Annotated in this window: 16 protein-coding genes; 10 read left to right on the top strand and 6 right to left on the bottom strand. The window is 58.2% G+C overall.

The genetic code is table 11. From position 1 onward, the window contains the following. Nucleotides 1-149 precede the first annotated feature (149 nt). A complete protein-coding gene (locus tag AUP74_RS14080) occupies nucleotides 150-1,553 on the top strand; it encodes an aminotransferase (RefSeq protein ID WP_069948113.1) in 1,404 nt (467 codons plus the stop codon). Nucleotides 1,554-1,589: 36 nt separating this feature from the next. Here AUP74_RS14080 and AUP74_RS14075 read toward each other — a convergent pair whose 3' ends face one another. Beyond that, entirely contained in the window at nucleotides 1,590-2,507 is a 918-nt protein-coding gene (locus AUP74_RS14075) for a LysR family transcriptional regulator (RefSeq protein ID WP_069948112.1), read from the bottom strand. Nucleotides 2,508-3,045: 538 nt separating this feature from the next. On the opposite strand from AUP74_RS14075, the gene AUP74_RS14065 reads away from it, so the two are divergent. The 9 genes from AUP74_RS14065 (at nucleotide 3,046) to AUP74_RS14025 (ending at nucleotide 14,515) form a co-directional block, all read left to right on the top strand. Next, nucleotides 3,046-5,445 (top strand): TonB-dependent receptor, encoded by a 2,400-nt coding sequence (locus AUP74_RS14065; RefSeq protein ID WP_226999810.1) that lies wholly within the window; start codon nucleotides 3,046-3,048, stop codon nucleotides 5,443-5,445. Nucleotides 5,446-5,709: 264 nt separating this feature from the next. Further along, entirely contained in the window at nucleotides 5,710-7,638 is a 1,929-nt protein-coding gene (locus AUP74_RS14060) for a glycoside hydrolase family 3 protein (protein WP_226999809.1), read from the top strand. Between the two features lie 145 nt (nucleotides 7,639-7,783). After that, nucleotides 7,784-9,256 carry an amidase gene (locus AUP74_RS14055; protein ID WP_069948109.1) on the top strand — a complete coding sequence of 491 codons (1,473 nt, stop codon included), beginning with the start codon at nucleotides 7,784-7,786 and terminating at the stop codon, nucleotides 9,254-9,256. Beyond that, the gene (locus AUP74_RS14050; protein WP_069948108.1) at nucleotides 9,253-10,059 is read left to right on the top strand and encodes a putative hydro-lyase; all 807 of its coding nucleotides are present in this window, start codon (nucleotides 9,253-9,255) and stop codon (nucleotides 10,057-10,059) included. Before AUP74_RS14055 ends, AUP74_RS14050 begins: the two co-directional genes overlap by 4 nt. Nucleotides 10,060-10,077: 18 nt before the next feature. After that, nucleotides 10,078-10,791 carry a 5-oxoprolinase subunit PxpB gene (gene pxpB, locus AUP74_RS14045; RefSeq protein WP_069948107.1) on the top strand — a complete coding sequence of 238 codons (714 nt, stop codon included), beginning with the start codon at nucleotides 10,078-10,080 and terminating at the stop codon, nucleotides 10,789-10,791. Further along, nucleotides 10,784-11,719 carry a 5-oxoprolinase subunit C family protein gene (locus tag AUP74_RS14040; RefSeq protein ID WP_069948106.1) on the top strand — a complete coding sequence of 312 codons (936 nt, stop codon included), beginning with the start codon at nucleotides 10,784-10,786 and terminating at the stop codon, nucleotides 11,717-11,719. The genes pxpB and AUP74_RS14040 overlap by 8 nt, the downstream gene beginning before the upstream one ends. After that, on the top strand, nucleotides 11,709-12,662 hold the full coding sequence (locus tag AUP74_RS14035) for a glutamate cyclase domain-containing protein (RefSeq protein ID WP_069948105.1): 954 nt from the start codon (nucleotides 11,709-11,711) through the stop codon (nucleotides 12,660-12,662). Before AUP74_RS14040 ends, AUP74_RS14035 begins: the two co-directional genes overlap by 11 nt. Then, a complete protein-coding gene (gene alr / locus AUP74_RS14030) occupies nucleotides 12,659-13,732 on the top strand; it encodes an alanine racemase (protein ID WP_069948104.1) in 1,074 nt (357 codons plus the stop codon). The genes AUP74_RS14035 and alr overlap by 4 nt, the downstream gene beginning before the upstream one ends. A gap of 18 nt (nucleotides 13,733-13,750) precedes the next feature. Further along, nucleotides 13,751-14,515 (top strand): 5-oxoprolinase subunit PxpA, encoded by a 765-nt coding sequence (locus tag AUP74_RS14025; RefSeq protein WP_069948103.1) that lies wholly within the window; start codon nucleotides 13,751-13,753, stop codon nucleotides 14,513-14,515. 2 nt (nucleotides 14,516-14,517) lie between these two features. On the opposite strand, the gene AUP74_RS14020 is transcribed toward AUP74_RS14025, so the two are convergent. The 5 genes from AUP74_RS14020 to AUP74_RS14000 all read right to left on the bottom strand — a co-directional run bounded on the left by AUP74_RS14020 (nucleotide 14,518) and on the right by AUP74_RS14000 (nucleotide 20,120). Then, nucleotides 14,518-15,147 carry a C39 family peptidase gene (locus tag AUP74_RS14020; RefSeq protein ID WP_145924407.1) on the bottom strand — a complete coding sequence of 210 codons (630 nt, stop codon included), beginning with the start codon at nucleotides 15,145-15,147 and terminating at the stop codon, nucleotides 14,518-14,520. Nucleotides 15,148-15,224: 77 nt separating this feature from the next. Next, nucleotides 15,225-16,205 carry an N-acetylmuramoyl-L-alanine amidase gene (locus AUP74_RS14015; RefSeq protein WP_069948102.1) on the bottom strand — a complete coding sequence of 327 codons (981 nt, stop codon included), beginning with the start codon at nucleotides 16,203-16,205 and terminating at the stop codon, nucleotides 15,225-15,227. Continuing rightward, entirely contained in the window at nucleotides 16,190-16,747 is a 558-nt protein-coding gene (locus AUP74_RS14010; RefSeq protein WP_226999808.1) for an NlpC/P60 family protein, read from the bottom strand. The genes AUP74_RS14015 and AUP74_RS14010 overlap by 16 nt, the downstream gene beginning before the upstream one ends. Further along, on the bottom strand, nucleotides 16,744-18,945 hold the full coding sequence (locus AUP74_RS14005) for a M1 family metallopeptidase (protein WP_069948101.1): 2,202 nt from the start codon (nucleotides 18,943-18,945) through the stop codon (nucleotides 16,744-16,746). The genes AUP74_RS14010 and AUP74_RS14005 overlap by 4 nt, the downstream gene beginning before the upstream one ends. Continuing rightward, nucleotides 18,942-20,120, bottom strand: a complete 1,179-nt coding sequence (locus tag AUP74_RS14000) for an MFS transporter (RefSeq protein WP_069948929.1) — start codon at nucleotides 20,118-20,120, stop codon at nucleotides 18,942-18,944. The genes AUP74_RS14005 and AUP74_RS14000 overlap by 4 nt, the downstream gene beginning before the upstream one ends. Nucleotides 20,121-20,158: the final 38 nt, after the last annotated feature.

The following is a 20,158-nucleotide window of genomic DNA, read 5'->3' as shown; positions in this document are numbered from 1 at the left end:
CGCCCGACGTATCCGGGCGGCAGCCCCTTACCCCCAACCATCGGTAGTGTCGATGGATTCAAACTATGTAATCCCGTCGCCGCCCATACACTTGTTCACAACCCGAATTTCGTCGTGGTAAAGACCGCGGCTCGACAAACGGTATCAGCATGAACAAGAAGAAATACTGGGAAGCGGACAAACGACACTGGATGCACCCCTGGACACACTTCGACTCATTTCAGGAGGAGGGGTCGCTGATTATGTCCCGCGCCAGGGGCAGCCGGGTCTGGGACAATGCCAGCAAGAGTTATTTTGACGCAGTGGGTGGGCTGTGGTGTACCAATATTGGCCTGGGACGTGAGGAGATGGCGGAGACCATCGCTGAGCAGGTCCGGCAGCTCGCATATGCCAATCCATTCGTCGATATGGCAAACGAACCGGCGATCGCCCTGGCAGCGAAACTGGCTGAGCTGGCCCCCGGCGACATCAATCGGGTTTTCTTCAGTTGTGGTGGTTCCACGGCCGTAGATACCGCCTTCCGGCTGGTGCATTTTTACCAGAACTGTCGCGGCAAGCAGGAGAAAAAGCACATTATTGCCCGCCGGGGTGGTTACCACGGCAGTACCTACGCCGCCATGTCGATCACCGGCAAGGCCGGAGATAAAATTCCCGAGTTCGATTACATCCAGGATACGGTCCACCATCTCTCCTGCCCGAATTTCTACCGGGCCCCGGAGCATATGGACGAACAGCAGTTCTGTGACTTTCTGGTGGATGAATTCCAGCAGAAAATCGATGAAGTTGGTGCGGAACGGATTGCTGCATTTTTTGCCGAACCCATCCTGGGTTCCGGTGGTGTGATTGTGCCCCCGGCGGACTACAACCGTCGGATATGGGAGCTTTGCCGGGCCAACGACATCCTTTTTGTTGCCGATGAGGTGGTTACTGCGTTCGGCCGGGTAGGGCACTGGTTTGCCTCCCGGGAACTCTTCGATATACAGCCGGATATCATCACCTGCGCAAAGGGGCTGACCTCCGGCTATCAGCCACTGGGGGCGACACTGTTTTCAGACCGGATTTACGAGGCGATTTCCACCGGCGATCCGGATCGGTATTTTGCCAGCGGATACACCTATTCCGGCCACCCGGTTGCCTGTGCCGCAGCACTGAAGAATATCGAGATTATCGAGCGGGAGAAGCTGTTACAGCGGGTCATCGAGGTCGGAGCCTATTTCGAGGAGAGGCTGCAGACCCTTCGCGATCTTCCCCTGGTGGGTGATGTGCGTGGCAAGCGTTTTATGATGTGCGTTGAGAATGTGCGCAACAAGGCTACACGGGAGGTGTTCCCTGAGAGCCTGAATATTGGCAAATGGATTTCCGACCGGGCGGAAGAGCAGGGATTGATCGTTCGTCCGATCGTGCACCTGAATGTGATGTCCCCGCCTCTGACCATGGACCACCAGGAAGTGGATTTTGTGGTGGAAAAGCTCGGTCGGGCCATCGAGCAGACCCATCGGGATCTCGTGGCCGCCGGCCACCTGTCGGCGCCGACCAAGGTCGCACTGGGCTAATCGTGGTCAGGGTTTCCTGATTGGCCCTCAGGTCAATCAGGCGGGTTCGCCCTCGCGCTGGGCAATCACTTGCGAAATCTCATCGATCAGGCTCTGGCCGGCAGGGCCCAGTACCTTGCGTCGCGACCAGATCAGGTCTGTGCCGTGAGGGTAGGGCGTCAGCTGAAAATCCGTCGGCAGGATAGTGATCGCTCCGGCATCCAGATGGGGTTGGGCAATGTGCAGGGGCACAAACGCCCAGCCGATCCCGGCGGTGAGCAGGGTCATAAACAGGGAGTAGCTTTCCAGATACCAGATACGATCGCTGAGATCATTCTCTGGCAGAGAGCCCTGGTCACCGGCAGCACTGATGCGCAAGTGCAGGTGGTTGTTCAGATCCTGACTGGATACCGTGCTCTGCTGGGCCATCGGGTGTTGCACCCCGGCGACGAGCACGAAACTACAGCTTCCCACGCCGCGGAAATCAAAATCCTCAGGGTAGTCGCCCTGGCTGAGAACGATACCGATATCGGCACTTCCTTCTCGCACCAGTTTGGCAGCACTGTCCCCGGAAGCGTGCAAAAGGTTGAGCGAAACCGTGGAGTAGCGCTGGTAAAACGGATCCAGTCCGCGGACCAGTTGCTTGAGATCGATAGCGGATTCGTCGATCGCCAGTGTCAGTGACTCCTCGAGTCCGGCATTCAGGCTGCGGCTTTTAGCCTCGAAACGCGAGTAGGAGTTCAGCAGGGCTCGGACATCCTGCAATAGTGCCCGCCCCTGGGCGGTCAGCTTGGGTTCGCGGCCTGAGCGATCAAACAGTTGCAGCCCGGTATCGATTTCCAGATTGCTGATCAGTCCCGAAATGGTCGACTGGGCCTTGCCCAGGCTGCGGGCGGCTGCCGAGAAGGAGCCACTGCGGGCGGCGGCCTCGAATGCCTCCAGTTGTTCCGGGGCGATAAAAAAGCGGGATTCCATCGGATACTCCAGGCCATCGTTCTTATGCTTTTACTGTCCAGCCCTGTCTATGGCTGCCATCGGCATTGCCGATGGTTTCGACTCTATCAGGCCCCGGAAGCGGAGAAAAGCCCCCACCTGCCGCACTTTGAGAGTGAAGAAAACAGACCAGAACGCGCCGTCTCGGGTGCTCCAGTCGTTGTTCAGGTTGATGCCTGGTGTCGTAAACACGTCGATTTTGGGCCATTTCTACGCGCAAGTTTGGTGCCAAGGGCGCTGTTTGGCCATATCCATGCACCGGAGAAGTGCCCAGTCACGGCCTGAAGGCAATCTATCGCCGTAGCCGATGGTTGATATTTTTCGAATAGATGCTTTGTGCGCGATGCTCACGGCAAGGGTGGAGGAGTTTGAGCGCCCGGTTAAAGCTCCAAAGAATCGAAAGGAATAGGGTATGTTACCGTATAAGAAAAAACCGCTTGCATTGTTAATCTCATCCCTGGCGCTGACATTGGCACCCGTTGTCTATGCCCAAACAGACGCAGAGCCCCAAGATAATACCGTGGCAAGTTCGACAGCGAAGGTTGCGGACGAAAAAGAAGGGAAGAAAAAGAAGCTTAAGGGGGGCAGTGACGTTGCAGTGGAAGAGCTGGTCGTCACCGCCACCAAGCGCGCGTCAGCCGCTTCTGACCTGCCCATGAACATCACCGCGATTTCCGGTGAAGCCCTGCGTGAGCAGAACATTACCGATGTTAAGCGGCTGATTCAGGACAGTGTGGAAATCAGTGCGCCTGATAGCGGTGCGCGCTTCGCAGACTCCGTGACTGTGCGTGGTCTCAACGTGTCCCCGGTTAGTGCCAATAACCTCGAACAGTTCGTCAAAAGCACGCTGGCCTACTATATCGACGATACCCCGCTGCCCAAGCTGGGCTTCCGCATCAAGGATATCAACCGGGTTGAAAAACTACTGGGCCCGCAGGGTACTCTGTATGGGGCTGGTAGTCTCGGCGGTACCATTCGCTACATCACCAACGAACCCAAGCTCGACGAGTTTGAGTTCAATGTGAATACTGCGGCTTATCAGGTGGATGGGGGCGGCATCAGCAACGACACCGATTTTGTCGTTAACTTGCCGATTGCCGATACCTTTGCCGTTCGTGCATCTGCCGCGTTTCTGGATGAGGCAGGCTATATTGATCGCTCCGCGAATGCGCCATGGCGCACCGGAGATGATGCCTATATCAGCGATCCCAATCCGAATAAAGTCATCTACGAAGATGATAATTGGCAGGAAGTAACCACTGCGAAAATTGCAGCGCTGTGGGCACCCACAGACAGCATAGATATCAAGTTCACTCATATGCAGCAGGACCAGCTGGCGCACGGTACCCGCGGTGCAAACCGTCTGCCGCTGTCTGAGGCGGATGCAAGTTATTCTGCATTGGACTTTGGGGACTTCAAAACGCCCTACGCAATCAATGATCGCACGATCATCTCGCCACACGAGGAGTATGCCGACAAGGACTTCTCTCTGGATGCACTCGATATCTCTGTCGATCTGGGTTTCGCAACCCTGACGTCCAGCACCTCAAAGTTTGAAGACAGCAGCATCGGTGAGGCCGATTACACCAGCCAGGGCTATGCCTACTATGGCTGGGCAGGCTTTGGTTCTTCGGATACCAACATCACTGCCTATATGACGTTCGATAATGCCTACGAAGGTTTCAGTCATGAAACCCGGCTGGTGTCTGCGCCCAATGATAGCTACGAATGGATTGTCGGTTTTTACACGACGGAGCAAGACAGCTCCATCGCATTCAGGGAGATCATCCCTACCATCGACGAGGCCTTAACCTGGAAGCGTGTGGCGAGCGTAACTGACGTTGGCTACGAAGAAGACTATCGGGGTACTTACTCTGAAGATGCAGTTTTTGGTGAGTTTTCCTATAACTTCACCGATAAGTTGACGGTAACCGCAGGTGCGCGCGTATTTAACTACGAGGACAAGCGTCACACCATTTTGCTTGATCACACGTTTGCGCTACCGGACCAGGATCTCAATACCGAGGGTGGGGAAGACAACAAGAGCTTCTTTAAGCTTAACGCTTCCTATGACATCAATCAGGACATCCTGGCCTATGCAACCCTGTCACAGGGCTTCCGTCGCGGTGGTCGCAATAATTTCCGCGACTACGCCGGATATGAGGTGGCAGAAGACTCCAAGTCTTACGAGCCGGATTCCATTGACAACTTTGAAGTGGGTCTGAAGGGTTATTTCTTTGACCAGCAGCTGTATCTGCAGACCAATGTCTACATGATGAGCTGGAACGACCCGCAGACCTACCGTTCGCAGGCGGTTGAGTTTGGATTCCCGATTAACGGTACCGAGAATGGTCCGGATGCGGAAACCAAGGGCTGGGAATTTTCTTCTCGCTACAAGTTGAACGACAACTGGTCTTTCTCTTACGCCACGGCAACGACAGAGGGCCGTTTTACCGATACTCTGACTCACTGCATGTATAAGAACACCGGCGGCTCCACGGGAGATGATTACGCTTGCCGCACCTGGGTAGAGGGTGACCTGCTCGGTGGTTCACCCAAGTGGAAGCATAACTTCGGTGTGAACTATAGTGGTGAGCTTGCAGGATACCCTCTCTGGGCGTCTCTGCGTGGTAGCTATGTAGATGAAACCAATACCGACCGCGAAGACAGTGTGCTGATTACCGATCCCTCAACCGGTGAGGTGACCAAAGATACCTGGACACCATGGGTGCGTCCTTCATACACCCTGTTCCATGCCAACGCTGGTATGCGATTCAACAAGGTTGCGGCAGGCCTTTGGGTGAGCAACCTGCTGAATGATGATCCAATCGTTTCCAGTCAATCTGGTGGTGTTCTCGGTCGTCGGATCTTCAACGCGACGCCCCGTACTATTGGCCTGAACCTGTCTTATGACTTCTAAATGAGTGGGGCGCCCAGGTCGGAGTTAGGCGATTTGGGCGCCATTCATGGCTGAATTAACTTTCCCTAGAGTTCTGCTCCAGCCATAGCGCAAAAGTAGAACTCCTCCTTGATCTGGGGTCGGCCTGTCCGGCCCTTTTTTGTGCCGGTCCGGCATGCTGTGATGCTCCGCACTCATTGATAATCACCTGCTTGTGCGCCCGTCGCTTCTCCGGCAGAATAAAATATTCCAAAGTCTTAAATAGCGAATAATGGATTATCCCCGATGATGCCCAACCGTCTTTCGAAACTCCTGCGCCGCTCCGGGGCCCTCGCCACAGCTGTGGCACTTGTGGGCTCTATCGGCGCCTGTGGCAATGATGCAACCGAACAGCGGACCCAGATCCTGCGAGACAAGATCGCCCAGAAGATCATGCTGGATATCCGCTATTTCTGCCCGGATCAGCAGCGGAATGAGGAAAACCGCGGGCGCTGTGCGGAGCCGGTGACAGAGCTGCCGGCAGCACTCGGGCAGATGATCAGCGATACAGGCATCGGTGGCATCATCCTGTTCGCGGATAATCTGGAGAGTGCCGACCAGATCATCGCTTTGAACAGCGACCTGCAGGCGGCAGCGACGTCCTCCCATCTCGGCAGCCCATTACTGATTGGTATCGACCAGGAAGGGGGCAGGGTGCATCGCCTGCCGCGTGCCGAAGCGGTGGCTTTCGCAGGCAACATGGCAATCGGCGCGACCTATCCGCTTCATGGTGATCGTTTTGCCGGCGAGACCGCCGAGGCCATGGCTGAACAGCTGCGGGTTCTGGGCTTCAATGTCAATTTCGCGCCGACCCTCGATGTCAACAGCAATCCGGACAACCCGGTGATCAATGTGCGCTCCTATTCCGAGAAGCCCGAAGTCGTGGCGGAGCTGGGGATTGCCGCGATTCAGGCGTTTCAGCAGCGCCAGGTGGCGGCCACGGTCAAGCATTTCCCCGGGCACGGTGATACCTCGGTAGACAGTCATACCGGTTTGCCCCGTGTCGATCGGCCGCTGGAGCAGGCTCGGGCCACTGACCTGCTGCCGTTCACGGAGGCCTTCGAGCAGGCGCAACCTGCACTCACCATGACGGCGCACATTCAGTATCCGGCTCTGGACGATACGACCCTGCATTCCCGCGATGGTGAGGAGATCGTGGTGCCGGCAACGCTCTCCCGCAGAATTCTCACTGACCTGTTGCGCGATGAGATGGGGTATGAGGGCGTAATTGTCACTGACTCGCTCGGTATGGCGGGGATCAGTGACTACTTCTCGGTCGAGGAGGCGGTGGTCAAAACGTTTGCTGCCGGCGCTGATATCGCACTGATGCCGCTGAAAATCCGTTTCCCGGAAGACATCGCGCGCCTCGATGAAATTATTGACCGGGCGGTAAATGCGGTACTGGACGGCGAGCTTTCAGAAGCGGAAATCGATACTTCCCTGGCTCGTATTGAGTCCTTGAAGAAAGACTACATTGACGCACAGTGGATTGCCGCCAGCCCATCGCAGAAACGCGACAGCGCGGCGAAGGTATTGGCAGATCCGCAACATGCCCAGCTGGCGGATGAGCTGGCCAGTGCCGCCGTCAGTGCCATTTATCCTCCGGCTGAGGGTGTACTGCCAGTACTCGATAATAAAGCGAAAAAAATCCAGGTGATTGCCCCCACACCCGCGGTGGGCGAGGCGTTCCGGCTATCCCTCGAAGGGGTCTCCAAAGCGGCGGTCGAAGTGCTTGATCCGCACACCGTGCTGGAGGAGCTGCCGGGCAGTACCGGTGACGTCTTGATTGTGGCAAGTATCGTTCCCGGTGAGAGTGCGGTTGAACTCGGGGGAATGGAGGACCTGGGCAGGTTACGCCGTCCGCCCATGGCTCTGGAGGATCTCTACGAAACCTATAGCCGCGGCCTGGAGATTGCCCGTGCGCGGGGGCAGAAGACGGTATTTGTCACCATGCGCTCGCCCTATGAGGCGGCCCGCTTCCACCGCCTCGCCGACCTGCATCTGGCGACTTTTGATTACAAGGCATTTATCGGTGCCGACGATCTTTTCCAGGGACCGATATATCGTGCTCTGGCTTCTGCACTGATCAGCGATGTGCTGCCCACAGGTAGCCTGCCGGTCACCGTTGAGTCGGAGGAAGAGACCGTTGAAATGAAAACTGTTAGTGGCGGCTGAGTCAGGTTCCCGGCGAAGAAAACTATTGGCGTGTGCGGAATTTGCTCTGGCCTATCGGTCGCGCCATTAGTTCGTCACTTAAGCTACAGCATCACTTTGCGCAAACTGGACTGAACCTTCTCCAACAATAACAGCAGGGTGTTTCATGTCCGAGGATCTGTGTTATCTCGATGCCTGTGAAGCGATTCGGCTTTTCAGAAATGGCGAGCTCTCGCCGGTGGAAATCCTGAACGCACAGGCAGAGCGCATCGAATCCTCTGGCGCAGAGATCAATGCCTTTACCGCGCTTCACATGGAGCGTGCGGTAGAGCAGGCTCGCGAGGCAGAGGCAGCCTACCTAAGTGGTAAAGCCAGGCCGCTGGAGGGCATCAATACCGCGATCAAGGATGAAACCTTTATCGAGGGTGAAATAACCACCAATGGCTCCCGGCTAATGCGGGACAACCGCGCCGATGTGACCGATCCGGTGCCGGAGCGTCTTCAGGCTGCCGGGGCGGTGTTTAGCGGACGCACGGCGACACCGGAATTTTCCGTGGCGGCGTTTACCTGGTCTGACCTCTGGGGCGTTACCCGCAACCCATGGAACCCGGCCATTACTCCTGGTGGCTCCTCCGGTGGTTCCGCCGCCGCGGTTGCCGCCGGTTTCTGTACCATTGCCAATGGCACCGATATGGGTGGCTCGGTGAGAATTCCGGCCTCCATGTGTGGCCTGGTAGGGCTCAAGGCTTCCTACGGGCGTGTGCCGGAGATACCGCCTTACAATGTAGATCCCTACGTTCACCATAGCGTGCTGGCGCGCAGCGTCCGCGACACGCTGCTACTCTACAACCTCATTGCCGGCCCTCATCCTGTAGACCTGATGTCACAATTGCCCAAGGAAGTGGTGGCGTCGGAACCGCTGGACCTGCGGGGCGTGCGCATCGGGCTATCTCTGGATCTGGGTTTTTACCCGATCGAGGAGTCCGTGCGTGAAAATACGCTGCACTTCGCCGAACAGCTGCGGCGTCTCGGCGCCGAGGTCGATATGGTTTCGCTGGATTGGGACGACAGGTGCATCCGTACCGCCCAGATCCACCAGGGAGCGCAGATGGGGCATATGCTGCGACAGAAGTTCGATCACCCCGATTTTCGTGACCAGCTGACTTCCTATGCGCGTCACTATTTCTCCCTTTCGGAACAGGCGACGCCGGAGAAGGTTCTGTGGGCCCACGGCTATGCCCAGCATATGTGGGAGGAGCTGGAGCGTGTGTTCCGGGATTGTGATTTCCTGTTGTGCCCCACGGTCTGTACCACCAATGTGCCGGCAGATTTTGATTACAGTCGTGATCAGGTCAGCGTCCATGGGCAGCCGGTTGACCCGGTCAAGGGCTGGTTCATGACTTATCCATTCAATACCCTGAGCCGTTGTCCGGTACTGTCCATGCCGAGCGGTATTGCTGACAACGGTGTGCCCACAGGCATCCAGTTGGTGGGCAAGCCCTATGCCGATGCCGCAGTACTCCGAGCAGGACTGGCGCTGGAGAAGGCGGGGCAGCCTTTTATCCGTCAGGATCATCATCCCACCTGTCGAGACGGGCAATGGGGTGTGGCGAGGGACATCGCGAGGGTTGAAGCATGAAAGAGCGCCGTCCCAGGGAGATACGGGCAGAGATCCGGGCGGAACATTTTACCGGCCCCACGTCGGGGCTGGCTCCGGGCTTCGTACAGGCGAATATTGCCATCGTGCCCGCTGCTCACGCCGACGATTTTGAGGCTTTCTGTGATGCCAATGCCCGCGCCTGTGCACTGCTTTACCGATCACAGCCGGGTGAGTACCTGCTGCAAAGCCTCGGCGAGGATATCGACATCCGTACCGATGTACCCCGCTACCAATTGCATTCATCCCGCGGCGCACCGGAAGAGGTAACTGATATCCGCGGTCACTGGCGCGATGACCTGGTGACCTTTGTCCTGGGTTGTTCCTTTTCTTTTGAAGAGGCTTTATTAAGTCACGGACTGGAAGTGCGTAATGTGACCGAGGGTTGCAACGTCCCCATGTACCGGACGGTACGCCGCTGTCAGTCGGTGGGGCACTTTGCGGCCCGCCTGGTGGTGAGCATGCGCCCGTTTCCCGCCGAGGCGCTCGACCAGGCACATGCGATCTGCACCCGCTATCCGCTGGTGCACGGAGCGCCGGTATTTGCCGGTGATCCCGCAGAACTGGGCATCGCAGACATTCAGCGGCCAGACTTTGGCGATCCAGTTCGGATTGGCAGGGGGGAGGTGCCCGCCTTCTGGGCCTGCGGCGTCACCGCCATTGAGGCCGTCCGTAACGCGGGCCTGGATTTCTGCATAACGCACAGCCCGGGTCATATGCTGATTACGGATCAGCTCAATGAATCCCTGGCAGGTTTGACCGCGCGCGAGCAGCTGGATTGGTAGGGAGTGCAAGCTGATTTTATGTGGCGACTACAGGTCTCAGGGGATGAGTCGATCACCATTTACCTGGCAGAAAACCCGAGTGAGGCGATTCTGCGACGCATCCAACTGGTTGGAAATTTTCTCAGGGAAGCACTCGCTGAGTGGGCGACCGATGTGGTGCCTTCCTATTGCAGCATTACCGTCTATTACGATGTCCTGAAGAGCGATGCGGCGGTCATGTCCGAGCGCCTGACCTCTCTGTTGGAATCCTTTGAATCGGACATCGCCACGCACGGCCAGGGCGACAGCGCCGGTTCTGCACGAAGAGTGGAGTTGCCGGTTTTTTACGGTGCAGAGGTGGCGCCCGATCTGCAGCGGGTAGCGAAATTCGCCAGTCTCTCTGTCGATGACGTGATCCGCCTTCATGCCGACACGGAATTCCGAGTTTACGCACTCGGTTTCCGCCCTGGCTTTGCGTATATGGGTGACACGCCGCCGAAACTGCAAGTACCGCGACTGGATACGCCGAGACGGCGTGTGCCCGAAGGCGCAGTCGCCATCGCAGGCCCCCAGGCCGCGGTCTATCCCTGTGTGTCCCCCGGTGGCTGGAATCTGATCGGGCGCTGTCCGCTCGCACTATTTGATCGCACGGAGAATCCACCGAAAGTGTTGCTGCAGGTCGGCGACCGCGTGCGCTTCAGGCCGGTGAACAGAGAGACTTATCTCGAGCTGGGCGGGGTGCTGGATGACTGACTTTGCCACCGTAGAGAAGGGCGGCCCTCTGACCCTGATTCAGGACAGTGGGCGCCGCGGACAGCAGCATCTGGGCGTCAGTGTCGGCGGTGCTCTGGATACCCATGCCGCAGGCTGGGCCAATCTGTTACTGGGTAACGAGGTCGGCGCTGCGTTACTGGAAATCTGCCTCGGTCCTTTTGCGATCCGTTTCCGTTCCGCTACCCGTATCGCCGTGACCGGAGCGGATTGCGGTTGGCAGCTCAATGGCGAACCGCTGCAGTCCTGGGCGTCTCACCGTGTTCCCGCGGGCGCACTGCTGCAAGCGGGTATGGCGCGCACTGGCATCCGGGGATACCTGGCTATTGCCGGTGGCATTGATAGCCCTCAGGTCTGGAACAGTCGGGCCACCACCGTCGGTGAAGCCCTGGGAGGGCTCAATGGTGCACCGCTGCAGACTGGAGATCAGTTGCCCTATCGCGGAGATTCAGATGGCGTGCTACGCCAGACGCCGGTGGATTTTCAGCGCAGTTATACCGATCAGCTGGAGTTGCGCCTGGTTGCCTCGAATCAGTTTGAGCAATTTCCCGAAGCGACCAGAGACAATTTTTTTTCACAGATTTACCAGGTAGCGCCGGATTCTGATCGCATGGGTATCCGCTTGTCTGGCGATCCACTGCCAGAAGTACCGGGACATCTGGTTTCGGAGGCGGTGTGCCCCGGTGTCGTGCAGGTGCCCGCCAGTGGCCAGCCGATTGTCCTGATGCGCGACTGCCAGACCATCGGCGGCTACCCCAAATTGGGCCATGTCTACTCTGTGGACCTGGACTGGCTGGCCCAGGCGCGGCCCGGCAGTAAGGTGAAGTTTGTGCCCGGCACACTGACAGAGTCCCAGGCCCTGCTGATTGAGCAGCGGCAATTCTTTTTGGGCGCCGCCCGTGAACACTGATCTCCGTGCTGAAACCCCATGCGCGCTCGCTCTGGAGATCGAAGAGCGCTTGGTGCGCCTGGACCGGCGAGGCATGGGATGGCTGCGCAGTGCCTGGCAGACCGGCTATCTCGAGACTGCCGTGAGGAGCATGTTGCGGCACCGGGCGCGGGTGCTGATTATTAGTGGCTTCCCGGTGGGTGATACCTTTGAGACTGATGGCCCGGCTGGTGCACTGCTGCTAGCCTCGGCAATGAAGCGACTCGGTTCCGAAGTTGCAGTACTGGGCGCACCGGGCTTTCTCTCGCAGTTGGGGCAGGCTGCCGCTCTGCTGAATCTCGAACGAGAAGTGCTTGGCGCACGGGATAAATTGGCAGAGGGTGGCGATCCGGCCTCGTGGCTGCATACTGCGGTGGGTCACTTCCGTCCCACACTGGTGGTTTTCGTTGAAGTGCCCGGTGTCACGGCCGACGGCAATCACTACAACATGCGTCGGCAGAATATCAGCGATAGGACTCACGGTTGGGAGGCGCTGCTCTCTCTCTGTTCCTGCCCGAGCCTGGCGTTCGCCGACGGCGGCAATGAACTGGGTATGGGGGCTGTCGGTACCGCTTTACAGCAGCTGGATATCGAGCCGGCGGTTTCTGCGACGGATCAGTTGGTGATCGCGGATGTTTCCAATTGGGGCGTCTATGGTGCAGTGGCCCTGGCTTCGGCATACATGGACCGAGACCTGTTCCCGGAACTCTCCCTGTGGCAGCTGCTTGAAGCATTGAATGTTTCGGGCATCGTCGACGGAGTCACCGGTGCGGCCACGCCAACCGAAGATGGCCTACCAGCGGACCACGGGCAGAGCCTGATCGATGAGCTCCGTCACCTGATTGGCAGCAACAGCGATACGCTGGATTCTGCCAAACCCCCTACGATTGCCACGCCGGCACTTATCCCGGAATCAATATCATGAGTCGTCCACTGCAGGCACGGGTCAACCTGGATGCTATCCGCCACAATTATCAGTTCGCCCGCTCCCTGGGTGACGGCCGGACCGTGGCCATCATCAAGGCCAATGCCTACGGCCACGGTCTCGCGGTCGTCGGCGAAGCGTTGGCAGGGGCTGACGCCCTGGGCGTGGCAACCATCGAGGAAGCGCTGGTTTTGCGGCGCACAGGTGTGCAGGGCCGGTTGCTGGTGCTCGAGGGTGTCTTTGATCGTGCCGCTCTGCGGGAGGCCATCTCGCAGCGCCTGGATATTGTCATCCACAGCCCTTACCAACTGGACATGCTGGCGCAGGAACCCGAGGGAGGCCATCTCGCCCTGTGGCTGAAGATCGATACCGGGATGGGGCGTCTCGGGTTTTCCTGGCCGGAGGCTGCGGCGATTTACCGGCGGTTGCGGGCTGTGGCGCCGCAAGCCGAGATTACCCTGATGACCCACCTGGCCTGCGCGGACGAACCGCAGCGCGAGTGCAACGAGGTTCAGTTGCAGCGGTTTGATTCCGCGCTGGCAGGAGAGGCTCTAGCGGCCAGTATTGCCAATTCCGCAGCATTACTGGCGCTGCCCGGCGCGCGTCGTGACTGGAACCGTGCCGGAATCATGTTGTGGGGTGTCAACCCACGCCTGGATGGCATCCGGCATCCGGAGCTGCGAAGCAGTATGGAATTCGAGTCGCGGTTAATTGCCGAGCGTCAGATCGGTGCGGGGGAGAGTGTCGGCTATGGTTGCGATTACCATTTCCCTGGGCCGGGCCGCTTCGGTATCGTGGCTTGTGGTTACGGCGATGGGTACCCCCGCCATGCACCGTCTGGTACTCCTGTGATGGTGGGAGGTCGAAAAACCCAGCTGGTCGGCCGGGTGTCGATGGACATGTTGGCGGTCGATCTCACGTACTTACCGGAGGCAAAGGTCGGAGCGCCAGTGACCCTCTGGGGCAGTGCGCTGCCGGTAGCGGACGTGGCGGCTCACGCGGGCACCATTGCCTATGAACTGTTGACAGGCCTTACTGAACGGGTACCGCGGATTTATGAAAATGACTGATAGCCATGGAGTAAAGGGGTGATCAAGCTCAATTGTGACCTGGGTGAGGGATACGGTAACTGGCAGTTGGTGGATGAGGCCCTGGTCATGCCCTATATCGATATGGCGAATGTGGCTTGTGGTTTTCATGCCGGCGACCCGCTGACGGTGCACAGAACCGTACAGCTGGCGAAGGCTCATGGCGTCCAGATCGGCGCGCACCCTTCCTATCCGGACCTGGTCGGTTTCGGTCGTCGCTCCATGGCCTGTCCGCCGGAAGAAGTGACCGCAATGGTGCTCTATCAGGCCGGCGCCCTCCAGGGGCTCTGCGCAGCGGAGGGCACACAGCTCGCCTATATCAAACCCCATGGGGCTCTCTATCACGACATGATGGGGAAAGAGGAGGTATACCGGGCGATACTGGAATCGGTCAGGAAGATGGAGTTGGATATCCCGGTCATGCTGATGGCGACTCCCGAGCGGGAAAAGTTTGAGACAATCGCCAGCGAGTACTCGGTTCCGCTACTGTTCGAAGCGTTTGCCGACCGCCGTTATCGGCCCGATGGCACCCTGACACCGCGAAGTGAGACGGGGGCAGTGCTGCAGGATGCGGAAGCGGTGGTTGAACAGGTCAAAAATATTGCCGCGGGCCACGTGGTAGCCAGTGATGGCGGACGTTACCCGCTTCAGGCGGATACGATCTGCGTCCATGGGGACAATCCGCATGCAGTGGCAGTCATCAAGGAAGTCCGTAAGGCACTTAAATCAAGGCGGGACGACCTGGAAGCCGGTGACAGGCTGTAGCTTCACCGGAAAATATGCAGCCAGAGATCGTCACCGGTGCCGTTGTCATTAATGGCCAGCTCAAAAGCGTCCCGGGGGTAGCGCATATCCTCACCGGAAACCGACGTATCGTAACCACCCCATTTCTTGAGATCCCAGCGGCCGTTCGGGTCGTGGACGGTGTAACTTCGGCCATTGAAACCGGTGACTACGACGATATGTCCGGAGGGAGTGAACCAGCCATGGACGATGACCGGGTAACCTGCGGCCAAAGCCTCCCGGAGCTCCTCGATGGTGCCGTCGGTTTTGCTGTATGCCCGCAGGTCGCTGCCGTTTTTCTTGGCCAGTGTGTTGAAACCATCCTGCAGTGCCGGGACTGTCTGGCGCACGCCATTCAGTTGTTCGAACAGGAAATCCGGTGTGCGGCCGTTCTTTGCCGGATCGGTCAGCCCCAGATAATCAGTGACCATGGCGAGCGACGTTAGCGAGCAGGTACGCTCGGGCTCATGGCGATTCTCGGTTTGCTTCCAGTAGGGCAGTTGCAGCGCGTCGGTGCCTTTAACGCTTTCTGCCAAAGCCGTGCCGGGGAAAATGGCGGGTAGTAACAGCGCAGCAAGCAGCTGCGCCCTGAAGGTTCTAAGGATTGGTTTCACCGTCGGTTTCCTCCACTTCAATGACCGGCGCAGGATGAACTGACGCCGGTCACACGGCCCTGTTTCTGCGTGGAAAGCTATTCCCTGTTGTCCAGCTCTGCTACAAGCGTGCCTTTCAGCTCCGGATAGCCACTCAACTTGCTGGGGAAATACTTTTCCAGCAGCGCCAGCAGGATGGCGCGGGAATGGTTATCTACCTCACCGTCCACTTTCCAGGGGCGGAAGTGGAATTGAAAAGCCCGCGTGTACAGGGTGATGTCGTCTTCGCTGGCGGTTTCCGGATCGATACCGTAACCATAGTCGGCTAGCCATTGCGCGAAGCGTCGGCGGATACTCTCGCGGTCGCTGCTGGTATTGCCCTGGAGGTAATCCATATGGCGTTTGACTGCCTCCTCCTCGTACCAGGCACCGATGCCGGCCTCTGCCAGTTTCTGCCAGGGAAAACGGGGGCCCGGATCAATTTTGTACTGGGGCACTACATCACCGTGGCCGATCACGCGGGTAGGGGTGATATCGGGATAGCGCGCAAGGATATCCTTGGACAGGGCAATCACCAGGTCAATCTGCTCGGGGTCGAATTCCGGGAAGAAGCAGATTTCTTCACCGATTTCCTCGGTGGAGGTCTCCACCGGCGGGTGGCAGTGGGCCCGATTGACGATTTCGATACCGATGGACTGGTCGTTGATTTGGTACCGGTCCTCCCACCGTGCCGGCCCCGCATGCCAGGCCCGGCGATCCTCATCTACCAGCTGGTATACCCTCAGGTCATCATGGGGGTAGGTGGGGTCATTATTTTCGGGCACCAGGTAATGCGAACTGACCGGTGCGCTGCTCGGCTGAGTGAGCACCCTCAGGGAGTGGTCAAAATCGATAGTAGTAAAGTGCATCACCAGGAACCGTACCCGTTCACTGGCATTTTCCGATTGCACCCGCTCGATTTTGTAGCCGTTGCCCCGAGGCTTGTCGATACCACCGGTGGTGCAGCCTGTCAGCACGAGTGCGCAGGCGGCTCCCAGCAGGGAAACTGTCCGCAGGGGGCGTTTTATTCGGAATGACATAGAGACTCCTTCAGTCGAATACCCGAGTCGAAATCGTTGGACGGAATAGGATCAATTTTCACGATGCCATCGTTGGAGGTCATGCGATGGATATAGGTGCCATCCCCGAGGGCGATGCCCACGTGGGTCAGGACACCCTCTGCCCAGTTGCCATAAGTATTCTTCAGGAAGACGAGATCACCGGGCTGCAGGTCTCCGATGCGGGTGACTTTCTTTCCGAACTCATCGGCTGCCAGAGAATCGACATGCTCTGGTAGCAGCTTGTCCCCTGATCCCAGCAGGTGGGCATCCCACGGGGTCTGTGTCTCCAGCGTGGCAAAGTGAGCGCCGCAGGCGGCGACAAGTACTTCCCGCGTCCAGTTCATGCACTGTTCAGCGGTGCCGACCCGGTATTCCCCGTTATTCCATTTGAGCGCCTGGGAGATGACCTTGCTGGCCATGCTCTGTTCTGGCTGTTGGGATTCCGCTGCGGCGCTCAGGGGTAGAAGCAGGGCGGTGAATAGCGGCAATAGGAGCCGCTGTGCGTGGCGATGTTTTTTCATGATGGATCCATCTCAATACAGTTGTTGCTTCGGTCGGTATCCGGTGTCAGCCACAGGGGATCAATACAGATACCGCTAAGGGACTCATGCTCTGGCAGTGGCAACTGCAGCGACAGTTTGCCTTCTTCGGTCCGCATCCAGGTCTGTGCAGGCACTTGCAGCCGGTAGGCGCGGCCGGATGCCGTCGTAAGCCGTATGGGTACTGGCAACAGGCCTAGACCGCTATTGGCAATGGTGAGCTGGTACCAGCGGCTGTGTTCGGTTGGTGCCGGGAGAGGTGTCTCGATTCTCTCGGAGGCTTCTGTTGGTATGAGGGTTTTAGTGTAGGTATCTGCCAGGTCAGGTTGCTGATCCACGACAAACCGGCTGATACTTCCTGCGGTATATGCGAGTGCCGCGGGCTCGGGCTGATCTATCGAACGCTGGGGCAGGGTAGTCCCGTTCTCCATCAGTGCCAGGACGGAAAAATCTATTGAAGCTGCGTCGAAAAACCAGTTGCGCCAGAACCAGCTCAGATCTGTTCCCGTAGAACTCTCCATTGCCCGGAAGAAATCCCCGGGCGTGGGACGCTTGCCCTGCCAGTCGACAGCAAAACGACGCAGTGCCTGATCGAAGTCTTCCGGACTCAGTACCAAGTGGCGCAGCATATTGAGAACGCTGGCGGTCTTGTTATAAGCGTTGGCAATTTTTCGGTCGAGACTGTCAGCGGATGTCATGATGGGCTGGTGGGCCTGCGAAGCCATATAGCCCGCGACCGAGCGTGGCTCACCGTAGATAACATCGAAGTTCGCTTCCCATGCGTGCTCGGCCCGATATTCGATGAAGCTGACCAGGCCCTCATCCAGCCAGGCCCATTCCCGTTCATCGGTGTTGATGGCCATGGGCAGGTAGTTGTGTCCCACCTCATGAATGATGCTGCCGATAAAGTCGTATTTTGTCAGAGCGTCCCAGGGGGGAAGAGGTTCGCTTGCCTCGGTCGAGGGCTCCCTCGTGTTCTCCATGCGCTCCGGGCGAGTGGCGATGGTGGCCAGGCCCGGGTATTCCATGCCGATGCCGGCCGCATTGACCACACTGATGGTTTCAAGTGGCAAGGGAACAGTGGCCTCATCAAATACCTGCAGGGTGTGGTCAATTGCCGGCAAGCCGAACTTGCTCCAGAGCGAGGCTGCCTCGCGCGGATAAAAAAGCTGCAGGCGTCGGCCCTTGCTGTCGCGTTTAATCTGCCAATGGAAGCTTGCCGAGGCCGAGAACGCAAAGTCTCGCAGTTGTTCTCCAGTAAAAAACCACTGTTTACTTTCCTCAGTAGTCTGTCGGCGTTTAAGGTTTGCGAGCGCCTCATTCACAATCCATCGCTCTTCGGTGGAATCACTTTTCCACTGCAGGAACTGCTGCCGATCCAACACTTCTTTCGGGTTCCGCAACTGCCCACTGGCGGCGATAACAAAATTTTCCGGCGCAGTGATCCGCACACGATAGCGCCCGAATTCAGTGGAAAACTCACCCTGCTGCAGAAAGGGCTTCAGCTGCCAGCCGGCATAGTCGGTGTAGGCCACGGCGCGGGGGAACCACTGCGCAGCAACAAAGATACGCTTGCCATCGTCCAGGGTTTCGTAGCCGCTGCGTACAGTCGTTGCCTGCTTATCTGTGAGTGGCAGGCTCCATTGCATGGAGAGGGCAATCTTTTCTCCGCTCTCCAACGGGTGGGGGAGGCGGATGTGCAGCAGCGTGTCGCTCACGTTCCAGCCCAGGGTTCCGCCATCGGCGCGCTGCACGGATTCGATAGCGAAACCGGTGGTCTTCTGGTTTCTGGCCACTGCCACCGGTCGCGCGGCTTCACCGCTGGCCAGCAGGCGAAACTCTGCGGCGCTGGCGCCCTTCAGTGCATCGTGGTCCAGGGCGAAGAATAGGTTGTTGAGCGTATCCGGCGAGCGGTTGTGGTAGTGCACGACGGCACTGGCTTCCAGTCGCTGCTGCTCAGGCATCAGCGAGACATCGATGTCGTAATCGACCTGCTGTTGCCAGTAATTGGCAGAGGGCGTGCCATTGGCGCTGCGGAAGGCTCCGAGCCCCAGTTCCGCTTGCGTGAGCCGCGCAAAGGGATCGCTGCCTGCCATCGGCTGTGCCCAAGCAGCACTGCTGTTGAAGATGGTCACAGCAGTGAGGCCGAGTATCAGCTTCTGTAGTTGCGGGTAACTCACAGGGTCCCCGCTGCCGGTACCGCAATGGATTGGTTTGAGCGGGTTTCAGTGACCAGTGCCATGCAAAGGGCGAGGAGAACACTGCCGATACCCAGGGCCAGGACACCGGTGTAGCCAAACGGTCCGATCAGGCTGGCTGCGAGGGGAGGGCCGATGATTTCGCCAACTTTGAATGCGCTGGCGCAGAGTACGATGAAGCGACCGGTATCGTCGACTCGGTTAAACTGGTCCATCAACAGTGGGATGGTAAAGCTCCAGAAAAACTGAAAGACGATGGATGTGGCTGCGTAAAGCATATAGCCACTTCCACTATGCTCGCCCATCAGCAGAGCCATGGTGACCGTCTGAATCGCGATGGAAATCCCCAGAGACAGGGCGCGGCCGACGAGCCGGCTGATCAGGGGCGTTGCCAGCGAGCCCAGACCACTGATGGCAAAACCGATACCCAGCAGGTCTCCGACCTGTGAACCTGCAAGACCCATATCGACACCAATCCGCTCGAGGTAGGCCCACACCGCGGAAACGCCACAGTAATAAACGACGGTGGTGGCAAAGACCAGCAGGGACTTGCCATGGAGCAAAGACGTGATGCCGTCAGCATCTGATTCAGCTGCGCTCCGCTTTGAGCGGGGAAAGAAAAGGGTGCATAGCAGCAGCGTGGCCGCCAACCAGCCGTTCAGGTAGTGAAAGAAGCCATTGACCTGCCATAACTCCATGATGCGCGGTACGACAAAAAAGCCGATGGTGCCGAAGGTCACCTGAGCGGTGACCATCAGGCCAAAGGCCAGAGGGGGGCGGCGATGATCACCAAGTCCTGCCAGTGCTACTGCGTAGGCCGCGCCGCAACCGATGCCGGCGAGAATACGGAATCCCATCAACAGGGAGAATTCCGTGGTGCCGAGACTCAACAGGTTACCGGTGAAGAACAGGCCTAGTCCGGCGAGTGTGACCTGCTTCCATGGAATTCGACGAACCCAGAAAATGGCTGAGGCTGAGCTGGCGAAGATCCCTATCACATCGGCAGCGGCGAGCCAGCCAATCTGTGTTTCGGAGAAGAGCCCCTGATCACTGAGGCCACCGACCCACAGTGGCAGCAGGGTGAGAACAGCGGCGCCCATCATGGACACCATCAACAGGCTGACGAGATTCTGCCAGCGGTCGTGAATCGGCTGCATGGTGATTTTCTTCATTATTATCGACGTGGGGCCAGTGT

This window comes from Microbulbifer aggregans, from assembly GCF_001750105.1.
In the GTDB taxonomy this organism is placed as follows: Bacteria; Pseudomonadota; Gammaproteobacteria; order Pseudomonadales; family Cellvibrionaceae; genus Microbulbifer; species Microbulbifer aggregans.
This window is presented reverse-complemented; position numbering and strand designations above follow the sequence as displayed.

Excerpts from the sequence above, each read along its gene's own strand:
- AUP74_RS14080 (WP_069948113.1), top strand. The coding sequence starts at position 150 with ATGAACAAGAAGAAATACTGGGAAGCGGACAAACGACACTGGATGCAC.
- AUP74_RS14075 (WP_069948112.1), bottom strand. The coding sequence starts at position 2,507 with ATGGAATCCCGCTTTTTTATCGCCCCGGAACAACTGGAGGCATTCGAG.
- AUP74_RS14060 (WP_226999809.1), top strand. The coding sequence starts at position 5,710 with ATGATGCCCAACCGTCTTTCGAAACTCCTGCGCCGCTCCGGGGCCCTC.
- AUP74_RS14055 (WP_069948109.1), top strand. The coding sequence starts at position 7,784 with ATGTCCGAGGATCTGTGTTATCTCGATGCCTGTGAAGCGATTCGGCTT.
- AUP74_RS14050 (WP_069948108.1), top strand. The coding sequence starts at position 9,253 with ATGAAAGAGCGCCGTCCCAGGGAGATACGGGCAGAGATCCGGGCGGAA.
- pxpB (WP_069948107.1), top strand. The coding sequence starts at position 10,078 with ATGTGGCGACTACAGGTCTCAGGGGATGAGTCGATCACCATTTACCTG.
- AUP74_RS14040 (WP_069948106.1), top strand. The coding sequence starts at position 10,784 with ATGACTGACTTTGCCACCGTAGAGAAGGGCGGCCCTCTGACCCTGATT.
- alr (WP_069948104.1), top strand. The coding sequence starts at position 12,659 with ATGAGTCGTCCACTGCAGGCACGGGTCAACCTGGATGCTATCCGCCAC.
- AUP74_RS14015 (WP_069948102.1), bottom strand. The coding sequence starts at position 16,205 with ATGTCATTCCGAATAAAACGCCCCCTGCGGACAGTTTCCCTGCTGGGA.
- AUP74_RS14010 (WP_226999808.1), bottom strand. The coding sequence starts at position 16,747 with ATGAAAAAACATCGCCACGCACAGCGGCTCCTATTGCCGCTATTCACC.
- AUP74_RS14000 (WP_069948929.1), bottom strand. The coding sequence starts at position 20,120 with ATGCAGCCGATTCACGACCGCTGGCAGAATCTCGTCAGCCTGTTGATG.